Source organism: Clostridium peptidivorans (assembly GCF_900205925.1).
In the GTDB taxonomy this organism is placed as follows: domain Bacteria; phylum Bacillota; class Clostridia; order Clostridiales; family Clostridiaceae; genus Clostridium_AK; species Clostridium_AK peptidivorans.
Window position 1 is genome coordinate 224,242 of record NZ_OAOD01000003.1, and the last position, 24,112, is coordinate 248,353.

The window sequence follows — 24,112 nt, forward strand, 5'->3', positions numbered from 1 at the left end:
CATAATTATATAATAAGTTCAGGTAACTAAAGTTGTTTTAAGAGGGTATTAAAAAGAATGGCAAAAATAAACTTGCCATTCCTTTGCCATTCTGATTAAAAATATTCATATATATTTAATTATACTTATTTTTATATAAGTAGCCTTGAAGCATTGATATAACTTACTTATAAACATTTATTTTTACACATTTATATTGTGAAAATGAAATACAGAACTCGGCTTATAGACTTAGTCGCGCATTGAAAACACTCACTTTAGAGAGAGTGTTTTTTATTTTGCCACCATTGAAAACGTCAGATAGTTTTAAATGGTGGCATTTTGCTGCATTTATAAAAGGTTAGGAACATGCTAATTCCAGTAAAATCTGATAATTTTTATTAGCACTCAAAATATAAATTGCCTCAATAGGTTTAGCTCGATGTCATTTTTTTACCATATACCTATAAAAATTAAGTTTACTAATACATTACAACTTTGAAACAACTAATAAAGAAATATGAGACATCACTCCTTTACACTGTGTATATAGAAAAAGGAGTGTGAAACATATGAGAAAAAGATTAAGTATTTTGTTACTGATTATAGGTTTAGCTGCTGTAACAAGTTATAGTAAGGGAATTGCTGCTACTGATAATATTAAGCTGAGCACTATACAAACTAATAAATTAAATATAAAGCAGTCCGCAGAAGCTGAAAAGGAAGAGTTAATTAATGAAGGGGACAGTTATAGCAATTCTAAAAATACCTCAAAGCCGGGTATTTTGTTAGTAAATAGAAACAATAGATTAGAGGAAGACTATGTGCCTCAATCATTAAGGGTGCCAAATGTAAGATTTATTTCCTATGCTGACTCTAGGGTGAAAAAAATAGATACCTCTGCTGCTTCAGCATTGGAAACTTTATTTGATGCTGCAAGAGAAGATGGTGTAACTCTTCTTGCTGTGTCTGGCTATAGAGATTATTTCTATCAGGAAAAGCTTTATAATAACAAAGTATCTGCTGTTGGTCAAAAGGAAGCAGATAAATATGTTGCACAACCTGGGGCAAGTGAACACCAAACAGGATTAGCTATGGATGTACTATCAGATGAATATTCATCTTTGGATGAAGGCTTTGAACAAACTCAAGCTTATAGATGGATTAAAAATAATTGTCATAAATACGGTTTTATAATTAGATATCCAAAAGGCAAGGAAAATATTACTGGCTACAATTATGAGTGTTGGCATTTAAGATATGTAGGTATCTCCGAAGCTACCGAAATATCACAAAAGAACATTACATTGGAAGAATACTTGAATAAAGTGGAATAAAACATTTCTTACGTAACTATTTTACAACTTTGAAACAAGTAATATATAATTTTGATACCTCCAAAGGTTAGTATTATTTTAGTAATCGAAGGGAGGTTATAAAATGAAAACCAAACGAAGAAAGCATAGTAAAAGAAATAGAACAAGCTTATTTAAAAAGCTTGCTTTATTTTTAATATTGGAAACCATATTTACTGCTACAACATTTCCTTTTTATGCTTTCTACGGTCCATTTAAAAAAGTAAGAAATACAATAGTAGGATTATCAATGTCTACAGGAAACCATACGTATATAGCAAAGACATTTTTTAATGATGAGGATATTAAAAAAATAATAGAAGAAAATAATCAAGAATTAAATTCAGCTCAGTCAGATTATGATATTTCAAAGGTGGACAAGATTAATTTAAAATATACTAATAGTTCTATAGAAAGATTAGATATAAGTACAAATAAATTTGATGGCATTGCCTTAATAGTAAAGGATCCTTTAAAGGTGAAGGTTGGATATTCTTCAAAACTTGGGCATGCAGGTGAGAATGTATCCGAAATGGCTAAAAATTATAATGCTGTTGCTGCAATAAATGGAGGGGGATTTTTAGATGTGTCTCCAAATGGTAAAGCAGGTAGTACAGGTGGGATACCTAGTGGCATTATGATTTCTAAAGGTAATATAATGTATCCACAAGAAAAAGAGAACTATGATACTAGAGAAAGCTGCGTGTTTGCTATAGATAATAAAGGTAAAATGTACGTTGGACCAGCTACCGGAAACGAACTTATAAATAAAAATATACAGGAAGCTATATCCTTTTCACCAACTCTTATTGTTGATGGTAACCCTTATATTTCAGAAAACTCTCTAGGTGGTCTAAATCCTAGAACAGCCATAGGTCAAAGGGCAGATGGAAGTATAATATTACTGGCTATTGATGGAAGACAAGGGCTAAAACTAGGAGCTACACTAAAGGATGTACAAAACATTATGATTAAGCTTGATGCTGTCAATGCAATGGGCCTTGATGGAGGTGGCTCTACAGCTATGTATTATAATAATGAAATAATAAATAATCCTTCAAGTATTACTGGGGAAAGAGCTATACCTAACATGGTATATGTTGAGCCTTAAGGAGAAAGATTATGGTAAAGATTAAGAGAAAGATTAGGAAAAAATTTAGTATATTATTTTTGGGTGCAATATTATCACTTTCAGTGCAAACTATGATATTATATTATTTAAATAATTTTTATTTTACAAACGATACACAGCTTACCTTTAAAGAAGTAAGCTTAAAGCCTGTTGTATCAGCTAACGTGGAAATTAAACTTGACCCGGATGCTAAAAATATTACCTTGTCGCCTAGTGGAAAATATTGCTCATATTATTCAGAGAAAAAAATAAATATAATTAGTTTAGTTGATGGGAGCAAAAACTCATTAAATTTAGACAAAGATCTAGAAAATTATCATTTCAAGTGGCATAATACTGAAGATAAACTGATTATCTCTGAAAAGACAATTGCAAGTAATAAAGCAGGTATAAAGATATATACCTACAACACTAAAAATAACTCTAAACAAGAAGCTTTAAATTATAATAACGAAAGTGAAATTTACAAATTACCAGCATCAAATGCAGTTGTAGCTGGAATTGAGTTAAATACAATGAATACTATTATGTATCTTAAGGTATCAACCCTTTACGGAAAATGTTACCTTGAAAGACTTGATATATCAGGTGGCATGCATAAACTTCACATTAATGCAACAAGAGTAGGTAATTTTTTTGTTTTAAAACAAAAGGATGAGCTAATATATGAAAATCTTAATGATAACAAGATATATATGACGGATAAATCTAAAAATAGACAAATAGAAATTGATGGCTGTGGAAAACTCAAGCTTCTATATGTTGATAAAAGTGATACTGCTTTTATTGGAGAATTACAAAATAATATGATTACAAAAATTTATAAAAGGAGTTTTGATGAAACTTATGAGGAAAATAATTGGAATAGGTTAAGTCTTGAAAATCCTATTTCAGAAGATAATTTGCATATATTGAACTCTGGCAATGTATATGTAATTGATAATCTTAAGGGTACTGTCCAAAATATTCAGGATAAAACTAAAGTGACTTTCAAAGGTGATTTTATAGCTATGAATGACAACATAATACTTTCATCCTATGAAGAAAAGCTTATTGCAACTCCATTAAAGTAATCAGTATAACTAAAGTATAAAATATATTCTTAAAATAACTAGGATAAAGGTGAAAAAATGAAGTTTTGGAAGAAGATATTTATCTACTCAATGACATTGTTCTTAATAATATTCAATGGTGCCGGAATATTTATCATAGAAAATATTCATAAAAGAAGTCTTGATAGAACTATAAAAGCTGCCATTGATGAGCATAAAGTAATAGAGGGTACGCTGTATCTTAATACAGATTCTATACAATATACAGCTCCTGCTTCACAGAAGAAGCTCAAAGACTGGCTGACTTTAGTTGTAACAGGATACATTGGCAATGATGTTATAGGACAAGACAGTTTAGAGCTATATGATGACAATAACAACTTGCTTTTTTCTAGATCAAATCAAAATATGAACATAGCAAGAGATGAAATAAATAATGCAAAGTTAAATGAACGCCTTTTTACTGTTAGGGAAATCAATAAAGACCACTACTTATTTATTAGTTCTAAATTCATTTTGCAAAATAGTACAATTAAACTTGTGTTAACTAAAGATATTAATTCTATTTATGATGAACGAGCACAAAATTACAATCTATTTTTTATGCTAGATGGATTAGTCTTTGTTTTACTAGCCCTTGGAATGTATTTAATTGTAAAAGGAACTACAAAGCCTATATCCAAGCTAAGTGAAGCCTCTAAAGAAATAGCATATGGAAATTATTCAAAAAGAGTAGAGACTAAAAATAAAAAAGATGAAGTAGGTCTTTTAGCTGAAAATTTTAATATAATGGCTCAAGCTACAGAGGATAAAATAGAGGAGCTTAAAAATTTGAATAGTGCTAAACAGAGGTTTATTGACAGTTTAACCCATGAGCTTAAAACCCCTCTTACTTCTATAATTGGATATTCAGATTTGCTAATTAAGGGGAATATAAATGAAGATATTAGGTTCACAGCATTAAATTATATTAATTCTGAATCTAAAAGACTAGAGAAGCTTAATAATACTCTGTTAAAGCTTATACTAATTAAGCAAGAAGAATTAAGGGTTGAAAAACTATCTTTAAAAGATTGCGTTATAAATGCTTATACTAGCCTAAGCTATAAAATAGAAAATAAAAATTTAAAGATTAAATTTGATATGAAAGATATTAAAATATCTGGCGATAAGCAGCTTATTGTAGTCCTTTTTATAAATATCTTAGATAATGCCATAAAAACTTCCGAGAATAATGGAGTTGTTAAAATCAAAGGAGACTTCTTAGAAAATTCATCCACCTATCAATTAAGCTTTAAAGATTATGGTGTTGGTATACCTAAAGAAGACTTAAATAAAATTAAAGAGCCTTTTTATATGGTGGATAAGGCTAGGGATAGAGCTAAAAGCGGAGTTGGTTTAGGGCTAGCTATATGTGAGGAAATATGCATGCTGTATAAATTAGAGTTGTCTATTGAGAGTGAACTTAACAAGGGGACAGAGGTGTTTATTAGTTTCTTTAAGGAGAGTATTATATCATGAAAAAGTCATTTGAAATTCTTGCTTTAGTATTATTGATGGTTGTTTTTTTAACCGGCTGTACTAAAACCTTTGATCACTATGAAGACAAGTTATATTCTGAAAAGACTGTATTTAGTGATAAAGATTTAAATACTAAGGCGACAAATGTAGTTACAAGGCAAAATGCTATAAAAAAGACACTGGATGTATTTGATAAAGGTTTGAATATTAAAATAGACAGAACAAAATTTACAGAAAATATAAAGCTTGTTAAAAATGATAGAACGGGCAGTTTACTATGGCAAATAAGCTGGGTTAAAGGTTATGGAGACACGCTTTATAGATGCGTTTTAGACTCATCTACTGGAGAAATTGTAGAAATCCAATGGTTTAACCACTCAAACTTAAATTCAAACAAAGTTGCTGTATCTAAACTATCAGATTTGGAAATTAAAAATTTAATAGAACCTCTGCTTAAGCAATTAGAAATTGATGTTAAAGACTATACGATCATTCCAATATCAAGTTATGAGTACAATACCTACATGGATATTATATTATATAATAAGAAAAGCCACAAAGAAGAATATATTATAACTATTGATCTAGTCAATAAAATAGTTGATAGATTTGTAAAATTAGATAAGCAATTATAATAAATTGAACAGGAGAAAAGTAATTATGAAAAGAATTCTAGTAGTAGAGGATGATAAAGCAATATGTGATTTAATATCCATAAATCTTGAGATCGTAGGATATAAAGTATATAAGGCTAGTGATGGTTATCTTGCAAAAAAGCTTGTAGAAGAAAAAAGCCTTGACCTTATTCTTCTTGATGTAATGCTTCCGAAGATTGATGGCTTTACTCTAATATCTCAAATTAAAAATAAAAACATACCAACCATATTTGTTACTGCTAAAGAATCAGTACTGGATAGGGTTATGGGACTACGGTTAGGTGCTGATGATTATATAGTGAAACCTTTTGAAATAATAGAACTTATAGCTAGAATAGAAGCTGTCCTAAGAAGATATGATGCATCACCGCAAAATTTCATCTTTAAAAATATAGAAGTATTTTATGACCAAAGAATAGTAAAGCTAGATGGGGAGTTAATTGAATTAACTTATAAGGAATTTGACCTTTTAATGTTATTTATACAAAATAAAAATATTGCTCTTTCCAGAGATCAAATTCTTGAGAAGGTGTGGGGATTTGACTATGCAGGGGAAACTAGAACTGTAGATATTCACGTACAAAGACTTAGGGATAAGCTTAACCTAAAAGATGATATAAAGACAGTTTTCAAAGTAGGTTATAGGCTTGAAGGTTAAAATAGAAGTATATAAATATTATCTAATTAAATGAAGGCATTTTAGCATAGGCGTAATGCCCAAAATAATCCGGCTTCTAGACTTAGTCGCAATATGAAAAGCATCAGGTTAACGCCTGATGCTTTTGCATTTTATAAATTTGACACTGTATCTCTTATACACTCTGTCTTAATTGAAATATCTATTTTGAGATAGTCATGAAAATGTTAATCTTTCTTCATAGCCATTAAATAATAGTCAGTTCCAAATTCAGTATTAAATTGATTTTCTACTTCCCTAATTCTTTTTTCTTGTTGTTCTTGCAAAGGAGCAAGGGCAAGATTTTTGTTAGAGTTTGTATTGTTATTATTCATATTTATCACCTCATACTTAATTGTTTCCATGAGATTTGATAAATATGTATTATTAGATTATGAATTTTAATTTGTTATGTCCTGTTTTTTTAATAAATCTCTTATTTCTGTTAATAACTGAATATCAGCTGGAGGAGTAGGCGGTTCTGCAGGCGTAACTTCTTCAGCTTTTTCACGTCTAAATTTATTTAATGTCTTTACAACCACAAAAATAGAAAATGCAATTATTAAAAAATCAACTATGTTTTGTATAAATTGTCCATAATTTAAAGTTACAGCAGGCTTGGCACCCTCTGCAACTTTTAAAGTTGTATTAAGATATGTAAAATTAACTCCTCCAGTTAACACACCTATAATAGGCATTACAATGTCATTTACCAATGAAGAAACTATTTTATTAAAGGCGCCACCTATGATAACACCTACTGCTAAATCTACTACGTTTCCTTTCATAGCAAATTCTTTAAACTCTTTTAGCATTTAATCACTCCTTGAAATAGCTTTAAGTTATAGGTATATTATATTTAAACTAAGAAATATAGTCAAAGTTAACTCGTTAATTAACATAATTTACACTATAACATCTTGATATATGAAAATCATCTCATTATAATATATTTTATAATGGGATGTACAAGGAGGAAATATGAATTTTATTGGATATAGAACATTAAAAACTGCAGTAGGTGCATTTTTAGCCATGGTTATAGCAAGGGAATTAGGACTAAAGTATTCAGTAGCTGCAGGAATTATCACTATTTTAAGTATACAAACAACTAAAAGACAGTCATTAGAGGTTGCTATTAAGAGAGTTATAGCATCCATACTTGCCTTAGGTATTGCATTTATAGCTTTTAATATATTAGGATATAATGAAATAACTTTTGGAATTTTTATATTGATTTTTATACCTTTAACAGTAAAGTTTAAAGCAGAAGAGGGTATAGTTGTAAGTTCTGTACTTGTGACTCATTTGTTAGTGGAAAAGTCCACAGATATTTATTGGATGAGAAATGAACTAGCCCTTATGCTTATAGGAATCGGAGTAGCGTTGATATTAAATCTTTATATGCCAAGTATAGAATCTCAAATAAAAAAAGATCAAGTTTATATTGAAAAAACTATGAAAGATATTTTTATGAAGATGGCTGAGGCAATGAGAGGGGAAAAAACGGATATAGGAAACAAACATTTAATTAAAAGTTTCGAAAAAAGATTAGATAGTGCTAGATTACGCGCCTATGATAATTTAAATAACTATTTTACCAAAGATATGAGTTATTATGTGAAATATATGGAAATGAGAATAAGACAATTTGAAGTTATAAAAAGAATGGTAGGAAGTTTTAGAAGGTTTTTTGAAACCTATGAACAAACAATCATGATGGCAGATTTTACAGAAAAGGTAGCACGTTCAATATATGAAGAAAATACAGCAGAAAAGCTTTTAAAAGATTTATATAAATTGAAAAGTGACTTTAGAAGCATGGAACTTCCTAGTACACGTGAGGAATTCGAAAATAGAGCATCTCTCTTTGAATTTTTAGATGATATGGAACATTTTTTAAAGATAAAACGTAAGTTTAAAAGAAAGATGAGGAGCTAGCATTAGCTCCTATTTCAAAACTTGCTGTTTTAATCTTTGTCCTGTAGGAGTATCAGCAATGCCCCCTAGAGCTGTTTCTCTAAGTTCCATAGGAAGCTGCCTTCCAACCTTATACATAGCTGCAATGGTTTCGTCAAAAGGGATAACACTTTTAATGCCTGCCATAACCATGTCTGCAGAAGTTAGAGCATTTACAACTCCATTTGCATTTCTTAGGGCACAAGGAACTTCTACAAGTCCTGCAACTGGATCGCATACAAGTCCCATTATATTTTGAATACAAATGGTGGATGAATGTAAGCTTTGGCTAGGAGTACCTCCCATCATTTCAACTATTGCTGCAGAAGCCATAGCAGCAGCTGATCCACATTCTGCTTGACATCCTCCTTCAGCTCCAGATACGCTGGCATTTTTAGCTATAATTACTCCTACTGCTGAGGCTGTAAATAGAGCTTTTATCATATCGTCTTCATTTTTATTTAGCTTTTCGCCAGCAGATATTATAGCTGCTGGAAGTATTCCACAGGAGCCTGCGGTAGGACATGCAACTATTTTACCCATAGCAGCATTTACCTCAGAAGAAGAAAGTGCACGGGCCATAGCTTTAGTTGTAAACTCTCCTGTAAGACTTGAACCACCTTGAGAATATTTATAAAGCCTATAAGCATCACCGCCAATAAGGCCACTTACAGATATTACTTCTGTATGAAGAGCTTCATTTGATGAGTTTATCATGACTTGAAAGTTTTTTCTCATTCTTTCAAATATAATATCCGATGAAAATCCACTTTCGTCACTTTCGGCTTCTAAGGCATACTCCCATATGCTTATATTTTTTTCTTCACATACTTTAATTAATTCTTCACCAGTATTTACAAACATCATTAAAACTCCTTTGCAGTAAATTGTAAAGCAATTTAATTTAGTATCCAGTCGCTAATCTCTAGCAACTACCGTATAAAATAACTTGAAACTTTTATAGAATTATAGAAATTGCTCTGTATTTTTATTATATCCTAAAAACAATAAAATGGTGGAGTTAAATATAAAATATCTTTGAATCTATTGTTATAAACAAGAAACAGAAAGCCACCTATTAGGTGACTTTCATTCAAAACTATGATTTACAACATATTATTTTATTTCAGTTTCTTTTTCTTTTTCCATAGATGCATTCATCATGTTCATTAAATCTACAAAGTCTACAGAGTTTGTAGGATTTAATGTTGGCATATTAATATCTACAGTTTCGTTTATCTTAGTTAAGTTTGTATTAAAGTTTACATTTAAGTTTAATATACCTTTTAAAGCAGGTGATGGTTGTGAAGATAATGCACTAAACTTACCTAAGTCAACTTTTAAGTCCATGGAACCAGTTTCATACATGACATGACCATTTTCATTTAAGTAATAGTCTATTACTATACCTTTACTACCTAATAATTCTAATGAAGATAGTTTATTTACAAAATTACTATATTGTAAATTTACATAAGGCATATTTGACATTAAATTTTCTATTTCTACTTTATAATCTGGCTTAGTTTCTCCTTCAGGAGTAGGCATAGCCTCGGTAATAGCACTCATATAAGATACTATAAATTTTTTAACAGCATCCTTTTGTATAAAGTTTAAAGCGTTGTTTCCTGTATAGCTCATAAGTGCAGATAAAGTACTGTTATTTAGTGTAAGTCTATAAACTTCAGCATTTCTTCCATCAGGTGTTTTAGTCACATTTGATAATTTTGAAATTATGTTAAGATTAGGTTTGTAACCTAATGCATATTCTTTAGATAAAGCTTCTATCTGAGGAGTAAATTCCTCAACAACTTTATTTAACTTTTTAAAGTCCATGCTAGGCTGTTCAGGACTAGACATTTGTCCTAGTTTATTGAAATCAAGCACTAAGTAGTCTTTATCTTTAAGAGCTGCCATGTTTGGGTCAGATCCTGCTATTGGTGCCATTGTTTCCTTAGGAAGCTTATAAAGCATTTTCATATTATTGTTTGAATAATCAAGCCACACGGAAGTTTCTTGAGCAGGCATAGCGCCCATCATTCCACCAAACTTTACTGAACTTTTTACTTCTTCTGTAACTGTAGTTTTGGTTGGACAATTAACTTTAACATTAGAAGTAACATCTAGCTTATTTCCAATCATAGATACCATTTGATTATAGCCTTCCTGCATTTCTGATGATAAACCAGAAGCTGAAAAGTTTATTGTTGTATTAGAGGAAGCTTCTACAGATTGCATTTGTTTTGCGTCAGCTAATTTACTCCAAAATGCCTGACCCTCTTTTGTATTTGGAAGAGGCTGATTTAAAGTGTCTTCTATAGATTTACTTATAGAACCTATTTCTCCAAGGATATACTGAGAAGTATAAGTTGTACCACTTAAATATTGAGTTTGTGCACTAAAGTCTTTACCATCTGTAAGAAGTATTGGAGCATTTAATTTAGCAGCTAAGACACTTCCAGCTAAAGCATCAGAAAAATTATCTCCAGAAGCTATTACAGCATTATTGGTATCTAAATTAAATGCATTACATACTGCTAAATTAGTAAGATATTTAGTTTTACCTGAAATTCTTACTATATCAGTATCTGTTAAAGAAGGATTAATAGCTTGCACTTGTGCAATTATTTTTGAAGAAAGCGTACTTTCTCCACCGATTACATAAACCTTAGAAGGTTTTATTTTGTTAAGTTGTGATTTCATAGTATCAGGAATAGAATCCTTAGCACTCATAATGATAGGATATCCCTTTATAGCAGATATGCTAGATATACTTAGCGCATCAGCAGAAGCATTAGAATTTACTATAAATACAGGAGTACCTTCCTTAACAGAAAGCTTATTTACAATGTTACTATTTGTTTCAAATCTATTATTACCAGCTAATCTTTCTGTGGTATATCCTAGAGCTTTAATTTTATCTTCTGTTTTAGCATTCACACTTGAAGGTCCTCCAAGAATATACACCTTACCTGAAGCCTTTAAGTATTTTTGAATATAATCAAATGCATAGTTGTTATCTTTTTCAGTCTTTCCCATAAGAAGAATAGGGGAGTTTAGGTTTTTAGCAAGTAAACCTCCATTTAATGCATCTGCAAAGCCCTCACCACTTGCAATTACTACGCTGTCTAAGGAATTTGCAGCGTTGTTAAACTTTTCAGCTATAGCATAAGCAGTGGCATAACGATTTTCTCCACCAAGTCTATTTTCTACTTTAGCACTAGCGGTGCTTGTACAAGTAACGCTAAGCATTACTGCTAAGGTAGCTGATGCCACTAAAGCCTTAATCTTTTTCATAATATAATCTCTCCTTTATGTTTGATAAAAAATTACTTCCTACTAATTTTTTTCATTAATAGGAAGTTTATCCCTTTACTAAATTATACATCTAATTTTAGTAAAGATAAAGAATAATTTAATTTAACTGATTATAATCTTTAAGGTCTTAATTCGCTTATCTTCAGCTTTTTCAATTTTAAAAGTTATATTTTCATGCTCTACTATTTCATTATCGTTAGGCATAGCTCCTAATAAATTTACCACAAATCCTCCTATGGTATCTGCATTATCTGTAGGTAAATTTAAATGAAATACTTCATTTATCTCATCTATGGATAAAAGCCCATCTATCATATATGTACTTGAATCAATTTTGGTAATGCTCATATGCATCTCATCATATTCATCAAATATATTTCCAACTATTTCTTCTAATAAATCTTCCATGGTAACAATACCTGAAAATCCACCATACTCATCTATAAGTATTGTCATATAGGTTTTGTCCTTTTGCATTTCTTTAAAAAGTACGTCTATGGGTTTAGTTTCAGGTACAAAATAAGCAGGTCTTAAAAGCTTTGTTAAATCTTCAGCTAGAAATTTATTATGTCTTAATCCAAAGAATAAGTCCTTAACGTATAATATTCCTATTATATTATCTACATCTTCTTCATATACTGGGATCCTTGAGTATTTTTCCTCCAATATTTTATCTAAAAGATCTTCAGTATTTGAAGTTATGTCTACTGCAAATACATTAGTTCTTGGAGTCATAATTTCCTTTGCTAAAGTATCGTCAAAATCAAATATACCATTTATCATTTCTTTTTCAGTTTCATTTATAACACCAGTTTCTTGACCGACTTCTATCATCATTTTTATTTCTTCAACAGATACATCCTCTTCGATATTATCACTATTAATTCCAAATAATCTTCCTAGTACACTGGTAGAAAAAGTAAGCACTTTAACAAAAGGAAGTGCTACTTTTGAAAAATAGACTATAGGTTTTACTACGGATAAAGCAATGTTTTCGGAATTTTGGAGAGCTATTCTCTTTGGTAAAAGTTCTCCAAATACTAGCGTTATATATGAAAGAAGTATTGTTACAATTATTAAGGCGATATTAGAACTTCCAGGAATACTTAAATTATTAAGAGATTTAGTTAAAGGCGCAGAAAGTTTTGTGGCAGCAGAAGCACTGGCCAAAAATCCTGCTACAGTTATGCCAACTTGAATAGTTGCTAAAAATTTACTAGGTTCATTAGTTAACTTTAAAAGAAGTTTTGCCTTAGGATTATCTTCATCTTCTGCCATACGAGTAATTTTATTTTTATTTATAGATACTATTGCCATTTCAGAAGCAGCAAAAAATGCATTTATAAGTATAAGTATCAATATAAACAACAAATCAGGTAAAATACTGGGGGAATCATTCATTAAATATAACAGTCCTTTCCGATTAAATAGTATATATATTAAATCATATATTTAGTAAAATTACAATATTTAGAACCTATAGAATACATGACATATTTGTTGTAAAATTAGTATGTGGAATCAATATAAAGAAAAAACAAAAAAATATAAAAAATTTTGATTTATAAGTTATATATTTGTAATTATTAGGAGGAATAATAAATGGCACATATGAATTTTTCTACAGCTAATTGTAAAAATTGCTATAAATGTTTAAGAACATGTCCTGTTAAAGCTATAAGGTTTAAAGATGAACAAGCGGAAATAGTAGAAAAAAGATGTATAGGATGTTCTCATTGTCTTGTTATATGTCCTCAAAATGCAAGATATATAGAAAGTGATTTAGATAAAGTTAAGGGTGCAATAATATCAAAAAAAAGAATTATAGCATCTATTGCTCCATCCTTTGCAGGATATGTTGAAGTGAATTATAAAAAATTCATAGGAGCATTAGGAAAGCTAGGAATTGAAGTGGTTACAGAAACTTCTATAGGTGCGGAAAGAGTCACACATGAATACAAAAAATATATAAAAGAGAATAAAAAAGAAATATATATATCTACCTGTTGTCCATCAGCAAATTATCTTATACAAAAATATTATCCAACATTAATACCTTATATAATACCTGTAGTAACCCCTATGACAGCCTCTGGGAAGATATTAAAGGATATTTATGGACAGGATAGCTTTGTGGTGTTTATAGGACCTTGTACTGCAAAAAAGATAGAAGCAGATAAAGATAAAAATGAAAATATAGATGGAGTTTTAACTTATGAAGAAGTTTTAAATTGGATAAATGAAGAGAAAATAAACTTAGAAGATATTGAAAGTCAGGAATTTTATAATATTTCTTCAAATGCTTCTAGAGCTTATCCTATTACAGGTGGTATTTTAAATGCTATTGGAGAAACAGATAATACCTGTGGTTTTCAGAAAATATCTGTTTCAGGTTTAGAGGAGTGTATGGAGGTTTTTAATGCTTTGTCTAAGGGAGAAATAACAAATGTGCTTTTAGAAGTTAGTGCTTGCTCAGGAAGTTGTATTGGAGGTCCAAGCAGTATAAAGGAGAATAATGGATATTTTAAAAGGCTTTCATGGGTTAAAAATTACATTAGAAGCAAAGGTGAGTCTACTAAAAGAGATGATTATGTACTTAAAGATGGCATTGATTTTTACTGTGAATTTGAAGATGAATCCTTAGGAAAAGTTAACCCGCATGAAGAATATTTAAAGGCAATAATGAAAAGTATGGGTAAATTTAGCCAAGATGATGAATTAAATTGTGGAGTATGTGGATATGATACTTGCAAAGATAAGGCAATTGCCATATATGAAAATATGTCAGAGCCTACTATGTGCCTTCATTATATGCGAAACAAGGCTGAAAAAATTACTAATATGATATTTAAAAACTCAAATGCAATAATGATATTGCTAGATGGTGAACTGAATATAAAGGAAATAAATCCGGCAGGAGAACAGCTCTTCCTTGTGAAAAATGAAAATATAAAGGATAAACCAATATCTATGCTTATGCAAGATGAAGATTTTGTGTATGTAAAAGAAACTATGGACAGCATAAAAGCCAAGAGAGTTGTACTTTTTAAATATAATGCAGTGCTTATAGAGAGCATAGTGTATTTAGAAAAGGAAGATTTGATACTTGCAATAATGGTAAATGTTATGGAAGAAGAAAAGAAAAGACAGGCTCTAATTAAAGTTAAGGAGAATACATTAAATGCAGCTCAAGAAGTTATAGAAAAACAAATGAGGGTAGCGCAGGAAATAGCAAGTCTTTTAGGAGAAACAACTGCAGAAACAAAGCTTATACTTACAAAGCTTAAAAAAGTTGTGGAAGGGGAAGAAGGTGAAATTAGATGAGTCTTTTCTTAGATGTTGCCTTTCAAAGCCTTGTTAAATATAATGAAGAACTTTGTGGAGATATAGTAGAGGTCATAAGACTTAAGAACAGGTTAATAGTAGTTATGGCAGATGGTTTAGGGAGTGGGGTCAAAGCTAACATATTAGCAACACTCACGGCAAAAATAACATCTACTATGTTAAAAGGAGGAGCAGATATATACGAAACTATGGATACCATAGTAAATACACTGCCTATTTGTAAAGAAAGAAACATAGCATATGCTACATTTACTTTAGTACAGATATACGAAGATGGAGAAACATATTTAGCTGAGTATGAAAATCCATCATTTCTACTCATAAGAGCAGGAAGTCGTATCGATATGCCTAAAAAAGAAATTGTTATAAATGAAAAAAGAATTGTAGAAAGTAGATTTTATATTAAAGAAGGAGATGCCCTTGTTATATTAAGTGATGGAGTTGTAAATGCAGGACCAGGAAATACAATGAATATGAATTGGAGCATAGATAATATAAGAGATTACTTAGAAAGAAGCATATCGAACCAAATTGATGCAAAAAGCATAACAGAGGATTTAATAAATATAACTTATAGTTTATATGGTGGGAAATCTTATGATGATGCAACGGTGGTTTCCATTAAAGCTATAATGCCTAAATACGTGGATTTGTTTACAGGTCCTCCGCTAAATAAAGAAGTAGATTCAAAGCTTATAAAAGAATTTATGAAATCTAGAGGTAAAAAAATAATATGTGGAGGAACTGCTGGGAATATTGCAGCAAGGGAGCTTAAAAGAAAAATTAAAACAAATACAGAAAAAATATATAATGGGGTACCACCAACAGGAAAAATGGAAGGAATAGATTTAATAACTGAAGGGGTAGTTACATTAAATAGAGCTATAGAAAACATTAAAAAATATAAAGATAATCTTGATAATGGAAATAAAGGAATAAAGATAATTGGAGAAGATGGGGCTTCAAAACTTACAAAAATACTCATAAATGAATGTACTCATTTAACTCTTTGGATAGGAAAAGCTACAAATCCTGCTCATAAAAAAGACGACTTTCCAAAGGAGCTAAGCATAAAGTTAAAACTGATAAAGGAACTTAGAGATATAATGGTGGAGCTTGGTAAAAAAGTAGAAGTGAAAGAGGTATAATTATTAAATAAGTTAAGGAAGAAATTCATATGGCTGAATTTCTTCCTTAATGATTTAGCTCAGAAATTTTTTATTTTCTTTTAACATAAGTTGTATGAAGAAGCTCGTGAGCTTTTTCTCCATAAGGTTTTCCTAAAAAGTCTTTATATAGTTCTTGAATAAATGGATTTTCGTGAGACTTTCTTAAAGTTTTGTTTCTATCTTCTGTATAAAGAGCAACTCGTCTCTTTTTAATAATATCTGTATTACCTCTAATGTATGGCTGACCACCACCATCGATACATCCGCCAGGACAGGCCATTATTTCTATCATGTGATACTGTTCTTCTCCTGCTCTTATTTTTTCAAGAAGAGTACGAGCATTTCCAAGACCGCTTGCTATAGCAACCTTTACATCAGTATCTTTAATAGAGATAGTAGCTTCACGTACTCCTTCAGCACCACGTACGTTAGCAAATTCAACATCAGCTAAATCCTCTCCTGTAACCCATTCATAAGCAGTTCTAAGAGCTGCCTCCATAACTCCACCTGTAGTTCCAAATATTACTCCGGCACCTGTGGATTCTCCTAATGGATTATCAAAATTTTCTTCATGTAAAGAGTTAAAGTCTATTCCGGCTTCTTTGATCATTTTAGCAAGTTCACGAGTACTTATAACTAAATCTACATCTGGAATTTCATTAGTACTCATTTCAGGTCTTGCAGCTTCATATTTTTTAGCAAGACAAGGCATAACTGAAACTACAATTAAATTTTTGGGATCAATTCCTATTTTTTCAGCAAAGTATGTTTTTGCTATAGCACCAAACATCTGCTGAGGTGACTTACAGCTGGATGGTATATCTAAAAGATCACTAAATTGATGTTCAAAGAAATTAATCCATCCAGGACAACAGCTAGTAAGCATAGGAAGAGTTCCGCCATGCTCAAGTCTATGAATTAACTCAGAAGCTTCTTCCATTATAGTTAAGTCAGCAGCAAAATCTGTATCAAATACTTTGTTAAATCCTAAAGATCTTAAAGCTGCAACCATCTTACCAGTAACTGCTGTACCAGGTTCTCGTCCAAATTCTTCACCAAGTGCAGCACGTACCGCTGGAGCTGTTTGAACTATAACTGTCTTCTCTTCATTATTTAATGCATCCCAAACCTTAGAAGTATTATTTACTTCTGTAAGAGCACCGGTCGGGCATACTGCTACACATTGACCACAAAATGTACAGTTGGTTTCTAACATAGGAGCTGAAAAAGCTGGAGCTATTATTGTTTCGAAACCTCTATCTACAGCGGATAAAACTCCAACAGTTTGAACCTTGTTACACATGGTTACACATCTTCTGCAAAGTATACATTTGTCTAAATCACGAACTATTGAGTAGCTAGAATTATCTACAGGATATCTAGATTGTTCTCCCTTGTATTTAATTTCACGTATTCCCATTTCCGCCGCAAGCGTCTGAAGTTCACAGTCCGTATTTTTTTCGCAAAGCAGACAATCTTGTGGATGATCTGATAATAGAAGTTCTACCATAGTTCTTCTTGCTTTTATAGCTTTTATGGAGTTGGTTTTAACTACCATACCAGGAGTTATAGGAGTACAACAGGCAGGAGCCAGGTTTCTTCTTCCTTCTACTTCAACTACACATACACGGCAAGAACCAGGGTGATTTTCAGTCTTATTATCGTGAAGATGAAAATGACATAGAGTAGGTATATTTATGTTAAGTTCCTTTGCAGCATTTAATATAGTAGTTCCTTCTTGAACCTGAAATTCCTTATTGTTTATAGTAATATTAACTAAACTCAAACTTCACACCTCTTTTCCTTAAGTCTACTTTCTTATTATTGCACCTACAGGGCAGGCGCTAAAGCAGCTTCCACATTTTATACATTTATCTTGCATAATTTTATGCTTGTCCTTTACTTTTCCTTCAATGCATGAAGTAGGACATACTCTTGCACATTTAGTACAACCTATACATTTATCTGTAATTTCATAGCGAAGTAAGTTTTTACAAACTCCTGCAGGACATCTTTTTTCTTTTACATGAGCTTCATATTCATCATAAAAATATTTAATTGTACTAAGTATTGGATTAGGGGCAGTTTGTCCAAGACCACAAAGAGAAGTATCTTTTATGGTTTGAGCAAGTTCTTTAAGGTCAACTAAGTCTTCTTCAGTACCTTTTCCTTCAGTAATCTTCGTAAGCATTTCTAAAAGTCTCTTATTTCCTATTCTGCAAGGAGTACATTTTCCACAGGATTCGTCCACTGTAAACTCAAGATAAAATTTAGCTATATCAACCATACAGTTATCTTCATCCATTACAATCATTCCACCAGAACCCATCATAGAACCTATATTTGATAAGGATTCATAATCGATTTTAGTATCTAAGTGCTCGGCAGGGATACATCCACCAGAAGGACCACCGGTTTGGACAGCTTTAAATTTACGACCATTTTTTATACCGCCACCAATATCGTATATGATTTCTCTTAAAGTAGTTCCCATAGGTACTTCCACAAGACCTACATTATTTATTTTTCCAGCTAGGGCAAAAACCTTTGTTCCTTTAGAGGTTTCTGTACCAATGGAACTAAACCAGCCAGGACCTTCATTGATAATTGCAGGAACTAAGGCTAAAGTTTCTACATTGTTTACACAAGTAGGTTTTTTCCACAATCCACTTTCAGCAGGGAATGGAGGCTTGTTTGTAGGTTCTCCTCTTTTTCCTTCTATGGAGTGAATTAAAGCTGTTTCTTCACCACATACAAATGCACCAGCACCATATTTAATATTTATGTTAAAGCTAAAATCTGTACCTAAAATATTTTCGCCTAAAAGTCCGTATTCATGAGCTTTCTTTATAGCGATTTCTAATCTGTGAACTGCAAGAGGATACTCAGCTCTAATGTATATATTTCCTTCATCAGCGCCAATAGCATAACCTGCTATTGCCATTGCTTCTAATACGCTGTTAGGGTCTCCTTCAAGTATGGAACGATCCATAAATGCACCAGGATCTCCTTCATCTGCATTACAGATTATATATTTCTTAGAGCTTTCATATTTCTTTGCAAATCCCCATTTTGTTCCTGTAGGGAATCCACCGCCTCCACGTCCGCGAAGTCCAGAATCACTAATAACTTTTATAACATCATCAGGAGTCATCTCAGTAAGAACTTTTCCTAAAGCTAAATAAGCTTTTTCGCCTATAGCTTCTTCAATATCTTCAGGATTTATAAGTCCACAATTTCTTAGTGCAATTCTCTTTTGCTTTTTATAAAAAGACATTTCGTCTTGTCTTTTAACTCTTTTTTGAAGAGTAGGTTCTATGAATAAAAGTCTTTCAATTATTTTTCCTTGCATTAGATGATTTTCTACGATTTCTTTTGCATCTTCAGGTCTCACATGTACATAAAAGGCATTATCAGGATTTATGTTAATGATAGGACCTTGCTCGCAAAATCCAAAGCAACCTGTCAAGCTTACCTGCACTTCATTTTCAAGTCCTGCATCTTTAATTTCTTTCTTTAGATTTTCAACTATTTCATAGCTATCTGCAGATTTACAGCCTGTACCTGCACAAACAGATATTGAACGTTTACATCTCTTGTTTTCTGCAGCTAATTCAGCTTCATGGGAAACTTGCTTTATTGCTACCAACTTTTTGCAATCTTCATGATAGTTTTTTAATTGTTCAAAAGATTTTATTTTATTCAAGGTTTATTCCTCCTATTCGCCATATTCTTCCATCAATTTAGGAACTCTATCTTTAGTAAAATGACCATATACTTTATCATTTACAGTAACAACAGGTGCAAGGCCACAAGCACCAACGCAACGTAATACATCTAAAGTAAATTTGCCATCTTTTGTAGTTTCTCCAACCTTTATATTTAATCTTTGTTGTAATTCACTTACTACATCTCCAGCACCTCTTACGAAACATGCAGTACCCATACATACACTTATAACATATTCGCCTTTAGGCTCTGTATTAAAGTAAGAATAAAAAGTCACTACACCATATACACTAGAAACAGGTATATTTAATTTATCAGCTACAAATTTTTGGACCTGTTCAGGCAAGTAACCAAATAACTGTTGAGCTTTATGAAGTACACTTATTAAGGCTCCTTCTTTGTCCTTTAAAGAATCTATGTACTCGCTTAATTCTTGAAATTTAGCTTCTGCTAGTTCGTTTTTACAACTCAATTTTAAGTGCCCCCTTTGTAAATGATTTAATATTTTTATAATTTAATTATATCAGAATTTTGTTTAAATATTAACAATTTTTATTTTTGGATTTATTTTAAATATACTAAAAAAAATTTGGAATTGCAATAATGATAAAGTTAATTATACAATGTAAATATTGGTAATGATTTGAGAGGATGGTTGATATGAAGCTGAATGCAAGTAAAATAGTAGTATTATCATTAATTGCTGTTGTATGTATTAGTTTTTTTTATTTTCAAAATAATCTAATAGAAACAAGTTATTATACTCTGAAATTCAAAAAAATGCCTGAAAAGTTTGACAATTTTAAGATAATCCATATTTCAGATTTACATAGTAAAGAGTTTGGAAAAAGGAACAGAGTATTATTGGATAAGATAGCAAAAGAAAAGCCAAATTTCATACTTATCACAGGAGATATAATAGACAGAAGAAATTATAATGAAGAGCCAAGTCTTTATTTTGCAGAACAGTGTATGAAAATAGCACCTGTATACTTTTCTACAGGAAACCACGAAATGTGGAGTGGAAAACTTAATGGACTAGAAGAAAAAATGAAAAATATAGGGGTAAGTGTACTTAGGAATGAATCTAATCAAATAAAAATAGGTGATGAAAGTATTTATATACTAGGTATTGATGATCCAGTAGTATATAAAACAAAAGAAGAAGGAAAAGTACTTGTAAAAAATATAAAAAGTAGTTTGAAAAATGTTCCTAAAGATAGCTTTAAAATTTTATTATCCCATAGACCAGAAAGAATAGATATATATGAAAATGCAAATGTGGATTTAATTCTGTCTGGACATGCTCATGGAGGACAAATAAGACTTCCTTATATAGGAGGAATTTTAGCACCAGGACAAGGTTTTTTTCCAAAGTATGAAGAAGGGGTCCATAACATAGGAAGTGCTAAAATTGAAATAAGCAGAGGCCTTGGAAATAGCTCATTTCCACTAAGAGTATTTAATAGACCAGAACTTGTAGTGATTAGCTTGAAGAAGTAATAGGTAATTGTTAACTATTAACTATTAACTAGTATTGTATCGGTACATTTGAAAAGAATATGGCTATAACTTATAATAAAAACAATTAATGTATTAGATGTAAAGGAGATGGAAGGGGTATGGAGATTAACGGAAGAATTAAAACCAAGACAATAGTAGAAATGGCACTTATGATTGCAATTATATGTTTAGTGACCATGACAATGAAAGTACCAACAGTTATAGGTTATACTCATTTAGGAGATGGATTTGTATTTGTGGCTGCTGTAGTATTTGGAAAAAGAAGAGGAGCGATTGCTGCAGCACTAGGAATGACTCTTGCAGATATTTTAGGGGGATATGCTATATGGGCACCATTTACATTTGTAATAAAAGCAGTTATGGCATATATAGCAGCAACTTTAGCATATAGAAATGATTATAATGGAGATAATGTAAAAAACAATATTTTTGCTTTTGCAGTAGCTGGAGCTTGGATGGTTTTAGCATATTATTTAGCCAATGCAGTAATAGTGCGTTATATATATGTTGAATCAGCAAGTTTTTATGAAAGTTTAGTTTTAGCCTTAGCGGATATTCCAGCAAATACAATGCAAATAGCTGTTGGAATTGTGGTAGCTATTCTTTTATTAAAAGCAATCAAGGGGAAGATAAGATTTTAAGTCTAATTAATATATGGTGTGTTAATAATCTACAGGAAAAGTTCGCCTAGAAATTTTAGGCGAACTTTTAACTTTTTAAAAGGTTAATTTGATAAACTAACAAAGAGTGCAAGAAATTATTTCTATAAAAATATAATAATTTAATGAAATAAGGTAAAAATCAATGAAATAATTAATAAAATTTAATTTCAAATGTTTACATGGATTAAAGTTGCTATTGCAATATTACATCGAGTGTTTTATAATTAAGCGAAATTAATATTTGTCTCGGATGAAGGTAATAGGAGAGAGGCTTTTATAGCCCACCGAAGATGTTAATCTTTCAGGTACCATTATTTATGGGGAGGACTGTTACTGGACGAAACTCTGGAGAGACTCTATTTAGAGCACCGAAGGAGAAAGTTGGGATATTGTTATTCCAATGAAACTCTCAGGTAAAAGGACAGAGAATAGAACAGTATATCCAGAGGTCTGTTTTTTTGCAGTACCTCTATTTATTTGTCACGAATCTATTCTTTTGCTGTCCTCAGAAATAATTTTATTAGGAGGATGGATCATGGAAAATCTAATTCAAATCTTTAACAAAATCGACTCAATAGTATGGGGAACACCCTTACTAATTCTTCTTGTGGGAACAGGAATTTATCTTACACTAAGACTTAAATGTCTACAAATTTCAAAACTTCCATTAGCATTTAAATATTTATTTTCTAAAGAAGATGGAGATAATTCAGGTAAAGGTGATGTTACAAGCTTTCAGGCGTTGTGTACAGCACTTGCTGCAACTATTGGTACAGGTAATATAGTAGGTGTAGCCACTGCGATAAAGGCTGGAGGACCAGGAGCATTATTTTGGATGTGGATGGCAGCTTTCTTTGGAATGGCTACAAAATATGCAGAAGGATTACTTGCTGTAAAATACAGAGTAATAGATAAGAATGGTCAAATGTCTGGTGGACCTATGTATTATATAGAAAGAGGACTTAAAAACAAATGGATGGCTAAGCTATTTGCTATATTTGGAATAGGAGTAGCTTACTTTGGAATAGGAACTTTTGCACAAATAAATGCAATAACTGAATCTCTAAAGGATTCATATAATGTGCCAACTATTACTACAGGATTTGTAATAACTTTCTTGGTTGCAATGGTTACTTTAGGTGGTATTAAAAGTATAGCAAGAGTATCGGAAAAGATAGTTCCATTTATGGCTATAATGTATATAATTGCAACATTAACAATACTTGCTTTAAATATTAAGCTAGTACCAGGAGCTTTGCTACTTGTTATAAAAAGTGCATTTACTCCTAGTGCAGCAGTGGGCGGATTCTTAGGTGCTACAGTTAAACAGGCTATCCAAAATGGTGTGGCAAGAGGAGTGTTTTCAAATGAATCAGGACTTGGAAGTGCACCTATTGCAGCAGCCGCAGCAAAGACAAAATCCTGTGTAAGACAAGGCCTTATATCTATGACAGGAACATTTATAGATACTATATTAATATGTACAATGACAGGTATAACCTTAATTTTAACAGGAGCATGGAAATCAGATTTAGCAGGAGCTGCTATGACAAATGCAGCATTTACACAAGGTATGCCTATAGAAGCTTTGGGAAAATTTATAATAACTATAGGACTTATGTTCTTTGCATTCACAACTATATTAGGATGGAATTATTATGGTGAAAGATGTGCAGAATATTTATTTGGAGCAAAGGGAGTAAAACCTTATAGATATATATTTATAGCAATTGTAGCGGTTGGAGGATTGTCTATATTAAAGTTAGATTTAATATGGATAATTGCAGATATAGTTAATGGACTTATGGCTATACCTAATTTAATAGCATTAATAGGATTAAGCCCTGTAGTGATTAATGAGACAAAACTTTACTTTGAAAAATTAAAAATTGAAGAAAATCCAGAGGATGAAGATATAATAATGTCTAAGGCATTGTAATGTATAAAAGCCTCCTATGTAGTTGATATATATAGTGAATATATTAACTACATAGGAGGTTTTTATTTATTTGCGAACATTAGTTATAAAAATGTT

The 24,112-nt window shown here is 31.3% G+C and carries 20 protein-coding genes and 2 riboswitches; of the genes, 12 read left to right on the forward strand and 8 right to left on the reverse strand.

Going from position 1 to position 24,112, the window contains the following annotated elements:
* Nucleotides 1-551 precede the first annotated feature (551 nt).
* The 6 genes from CRN98_RS04410 (at nucleotide 552) to CRN98_RS04435 (ending at nucleotide 6,353) form a co-directional block, all read left to right on the forward strand.
* Nucleotides 552-1,316, forward strand: coding sequence for a M15 family metallopeptidase (locus CRN98_RS04410; RefSeq protein ID WP_097026194.1), 765 nt, complete (start codon nucleotides 552-554; stop codon nucleotides 1,314-1,316).
* A 103-nt stretch (nucleotides 1,317-1,419) separates the two neighbouring features.
* The gene (locus tag CRN98_RS04415; protein WP_097026195.1) at nucleotides 1,420-2,445 is read left to right on the forward strand and encodes a phosphodiester glycosidase family protein; all 1,026 of its coding nucleotides are present in this window, start codon (nucleotides 1,420-1,422) and stop codon (nucleotides 2,443-2,445) included.
* A gap of 11 nt (nucleotides 2,446-2,456) precedes the next feature.
* On the forward strand, nucleotides 2,457-3,539 hold the full coding sequence (locus CRN98_RS04420; RefSeq protein ID WP_097026196.1) for a hypothetical protein: 1,083 nt from the start codon (nucleotides 2,457-2,459) through the stop codon (nucleotides 3,537-3,539).
* A 57-nt stretch (nucleotides 3,540-3,596) separates the two neighbouring features.
* On the forward strand, nucleotides 3,597-5,039 hold the full coding sequence (locus tag CRN98_RS04425) for a sensor histidine kinase (RefSeq protein ID WP_097026197.1): 1,443 nt from the start codon (nucleotides 3,597-3,599) through the stop codon (nucleotides 5,037-5,039).
* The gene (locus CRN98_RS04430) at nucleotides 5,036-5,674 is read left to right on the forward strand and encodes a hypothetical protein (protein WP_097026198.1); all 639 of its coding nucleotides are present in this window, start codon (nucleotides 5,036-5,038) and stop codon (nucleotides 5,672-5,674) included. Before CRN98_RS04425 ends, CRN98_RS04430 begins: the two co-directional genes overlap by 4 nt.
* A 25-nt stretch (nucleotides 5,675-5,699) precedes the next feature.
* On the forward strand, nucleotides 5,700-6,353 hold the full coding sequence (locus CRN98_RS04435) for a response regulator transcription factor (RefSeq protein ID WP_097026199.1): 654 nt from the start codon (nucleotides 5,700-5,702) through the stop codon (nucleotides 6,351-6,353).
* A 206-nt stretch (nucleotides 6,354-6,559) separates the two neighbouring features.
* On the opposite strand, the gene CRN98_RS04440 is transcribed toward CRN98_RS04435, so the two are convergent.
* Together CRN98_RS04440 and mscL are read right to left on the reverse strand one after the other, a co-directional pair.
* The gene (locus tag CRN98_RS04440) at nucleotides 6,560-6,736 is read right to left on the reverse strand and encodes a polynucleotide phosphorylase (RefSeq protein ID WP_242960825.1); all 177 of its coding nucleotides are present in this window, start codon (nucleotides 6,734-6,736) and stop codon (nucleotides 6,560-6,562) included.
* 36 nt (nucleotides 6,737-6,772) lie between these two features.
* Complete coding sequence (gene mscL, locus CRN98_RS04445; RefSeq protein ID WP_097026201.1) at nucleotides 6,773-7,186, reverse strand: large-conductance mechanosensitive channel protein MscL; 414 nt, start codon at nucleotides 7,184-7,186, stop codon at nucleotides 6,773-6,775.
* Nucleotides 7,187-7,352: 166 nt separating this feature from the next.
* On the opposite strand from mscL, the gene CRN98_RS04450 reads away from it, so the two are divergent.
* On the forward strand, nucleotides 7,353-8,312 hold the full coding sequence (locus CRN98_RS04450; protein WP_097026202.1) for an aromatic acid exporter family protein: 960 nt from the start codon (nucleotides 7,353-7,355) through the stop codon (nucleotides 8,310-8,312).
* A gap of 9 nt (nucleotides 8,313-8,321) precedes the next feature.
* Here CRN98_RS04450 and sdaAA read toward each other — a convergent pair whose 3' ends face one another.
* From sdaAA to CRN98_RS04465, 3 genes are all read right to left on the reverse strand, one after another.
* Nucleotides 8,322-9,194 carry an L-serine ammonia-lyase, iron-sulfur-dependent, subunit alpha gene (gene sdaAA / locus CRN98_RS04455; RefSeq protein ID WP_097026203.1) on the reverse strand — a complete coding sequence of 291 codons (873 nt, stop codon included), beginning with the start codon at nucleotides 9,192-9,194 and terminating at the stop codon, nucleotides 8,322-8,324.
* 252 nt (nucleotides 9,195-9,446) lie between these two features.
* The gene (locus CRN98_RS04460) at nucleotides 9,447-11,627 is read right to left on the reverse strand and encodes a cell wall-binding repeat-containing protein (RefSeq protein ID WP_097026204.1); all 2,181 of its coding nucleotides are present in this window, start codon (nucleotides 11,625-11,627) and stop codon (nucleotides 9,447-9,449) included.
* A gap of 123 nt (nucleotides 11,628-11,750) precedes the next feature.
* Nucleotides 11,751-13,049 (reverse strand): hemolysin family protein, encoded by a 1,299-nt coding sequence (locus CRN98_RS04465; protein ID WP_097026205.1) that lies wholly within the window; start codon nucleotides 13,047-13,049, stop codon nucleotides 11,751-11,753.
* Nucleotides 13,050-13,250: 201 nt separating this feature from the next.
* Between CRN98_RS04465 and CRN98_RS04470 the strand changes: the two genes are divergently transcribed.
* Together CRN98_RS04470 and CRN98_RS04475 are read left to right on the forward strand one after the other, a co-directional pair.
* Entirely contained in the window at nucleotides 13,251-14,972 is a 1,722-nt protein-coding gene (locus CRN98_RS04470; protein ID WP_097026206.1) for a [Fe-Fe] hydrogenase large subunit C-terminal domain-containing protein, read from the forward strand.
* A complete protein-coding gene (locus CRN98_RS04475) occupies nucleotides 14,969-16,141 on the forward strand; it encodes a SpoIIE family protein phosphatase (RefSeq protein ID WP_097026207.1) in 1,173 nt (390 codons plus the stop codon). Before CRN98_RS04470 ends, CRN98_RS04475 begins: the two co-directional genes overlap by 4 nt.
* A gap of 70 nt (nucleotides 16,142-16,211) precedes the next feature.
* Here CRN98_RS04475 and CRN98_RS04480 read toward each other — a convergent pair whose 3' ends face one another.
* Genes CRN98_RS04480 through nuoE form a run of 3 tightly spaced genes read right to left on the reverse strand, consistent with a single transcriptional unit; the run spans nucleotide 16,212 to nucleotide 20,363 of the window.
* Nucleotides 16,212-17,948: an NADH-dependent [FeFe] hydrogenase, group A6 gene (locus tag CRN98_RS04480; RefSeq protein ID WP_097026208.1), complete on the reverse strand. Its 1,737-nt coding sequence runs from the start codon at nucleotides 17,946-17,948 to the stop codon at nucleotides 16,212-16,214.
* 24 nt (nucleotides 17,949-17,972) lie between these two features.
* Entirely contained in the window at nucleotides 17,973-19,868 is a 1,896-nt protein-coding gene (locus CRN98_RS04485) for an NADH-quinone oxidoreductase subunit NuoF (RefSeq protein WP_097026209.1), read from the reverse strand.
* Nucleotides 19,869-19,880: 12 nt separating this feature from the next.
* Complete coding sequence (nuoE, locus tag CRN98_RS04490; RefSeq protein WP_097026210.1) at nucleotides 19,881-20,363, reverse strand: NADH-quinone oxidoreductase subunit NuoE; 483 nt, start codon at nucleotides 20,361-20,363, stop codon at nucleotides 19,881-19,883.
* A gap of 188 nt (nucleotides 20,364-20,551) precedes the next feature.
* Between nuoE and CRN98_RS04495 the strand changes: the two genes are divergently transcribed.
* From CRN98_RS04495 to CRN98_RS04505, 3 genes are all read left to right on the forward strand, one after another.
* The gene (locus tag CRN98_RS04495; protein ID WP_179631919.1) at nucleotides 20,552-21,394 is read left to right on the forward strand and encodes a metallophosphoesterase; all 843 of its coding nucleotides are present in this window, start codon (nucleotides 20,552-20,554) and stop codon (nucleotides 21,392-21,394) included.
* 119 nt (nucleotides 21,395-21,513) lie between these two features.
* Nucleotides 21,514-22,056 carry an ECF transporter S component gene (locus CRN98_RS04500; protein ID WP_097026212.1) on the forward strand — a complete coding sequence of 181 codons (543 nt, stop codon included), beginning with the start codon at nucleotides 21,514-21,516 and terminating at the stop codon, nucleotides 22,054-22,056.
* Nucleotides 22,057-22,327: 271 nt separating this feature from the next.
* Nucleotides 22,328-22,398, forward strand: a riboswitch (glycine riboswitch).
* A 14-nt stretch (nucleotides 22,399-22,412) separates the two neighbouring features.
* A riboswitch (glycine riboswitch) is annotated at nucleotides 22,413-22,512 on the forward strand.
* A gap of 100 nt (nucleotides 22,513-22,612) precedes the next feature.
* Nucleotides 22,613-24,016 (forward strand): alanine/glycine:cation symporter family protein, encoded by a 1,404-nt coding sequence (locus tag CRN98_RS04505; protein ID WP_097026213.1) that lies wholly within the window; start codon nucleotides 22,613-22,615, stop codon nucleotides 24,014-24,016.
* Nucleotides 24,017-24,112 lie beyond the last annotated feature (96 nt).

Excerpts from the sequence above, each read along its gene's own strand:
- CRN98_RS04425 (WP_097026197.1), top strand. The coding sequence starts at position 3,597 with ATGAAGTTTTGGAAGAAGATATTTATCTACTCAATGACATTGTTCTTA.
- CRN98_RS04430 (WP_097026198.1), top strand. The coding sequence starts at position 5,036 with ATGAAAAAGTCATTTGAAATTCTTGCTTTAGTATTATTGATGGTTGTT.
- CRN98_RS04505 (WP_097026213.1), top strand. The coding sequence starts at position 22,613 with ATGGAAAATCTAATTCAAATCTTTAACAAAATCGACTCAATAGTATGG.
- CRN98_RS04450 (WP_097026202.1), top strand. The coding sequence starts at position 7,353 with ATGAATTTTATTGGATATAGAACATTAAAAACTGCAGTAGGTGCATTT.
- CRN98_RS04470 (WP_097026206.1), top strand. The coding sequence starts at position 13,251 with ATGGCACATATGAATTTTTCTACAGCTAATTGTAAAAATTGCTATAAA.
- CRN98_RS04415 (WP_097026195.1), top strand. The coding sequence starts at position 1,420 with ATGAAAACCAAACGAAGAAAGCATAGTAAAAGAAATAGAACAAGCTTA.
- CRN98_RS04500 (WP_097026212.1), top strand. The coding sequence starts at position 21,514 with ATGGAGATTAACGGAAGAATTAAAACCAAGACAATAGTAGAAATGGCA.
- CRN98_RS04475 (WP_097026207.1), top strand. The coding sequence starts at position 14,969 with ATGAGTCTTTTCTTAGATGTTGCCTTTCAAAGCCTTGTTAAATATAAT.
- CRN98_RS04465 (WP_097026205.1), bottom strand. The coding sequence starts at position 13,049 with ATGAATGATTCCCCCAGTATTTTACCTGATTTGTTGTTTATATTGATA.
- CRN98_RS04410 (WP_097026194.1), top strand. The coding sequence starts at position 552 with ATGAGAAAAAGATTAAGTATTTTGTTACTGATTATAGGTTTAGCTGCT.
- CRN98_RS04460 (WP_097026204.1), bottom strand. The coding sequence starts at position 11,627 with ATGAAAAAGATTAAGGCTTTAGTGGCATCAGCTACCTTAGCAGTAATG.
- mscL (WP_097026201.1), bottom strand. The coding sequence starts at position 7,186 with ATGCTAAAAGAGTTTAAAGAATTTGCTATGAAAGGAAACGTAGTAGAT.
- CRN98_RS04495 (WP_179631919.1), top strand. The coding sequence starts at position 20,552 with ATGAAGCTGAATGCAAGTAAAATAGTAGTATTATCATTAATTGCTGTT.
- CRN98_RS04420 (WP_097026196.1), top strand. The coding sequence starts at position 2,457 with ATGGTAAAGATTAAGAGAAAGATTAGGAAAAAATTTAGTATATTATTT.
- CRN98_RS04435 (WP_097026199.1), top strand. The coding sequence starts at position 5,700 with ATGAAAAGAATTCTAGTAGTAGAGGATGATAAAGCAATATGTGATTTA.
- CRN98_RS04440 (WP_242960825.1), bottom strand. The coding sequence starts at position 6,736 with ATGGAAACAATTAAGTATGAGGTGATAAATATGAATAATAACAATACA.
- sdaAA (WP_097026203.1), bottom strand. The coding sequence starts at position 9,194 with ATGTTTGTAAATACTGGTGAAGAATTAATTAAAGTATGTGAAGAAAAA.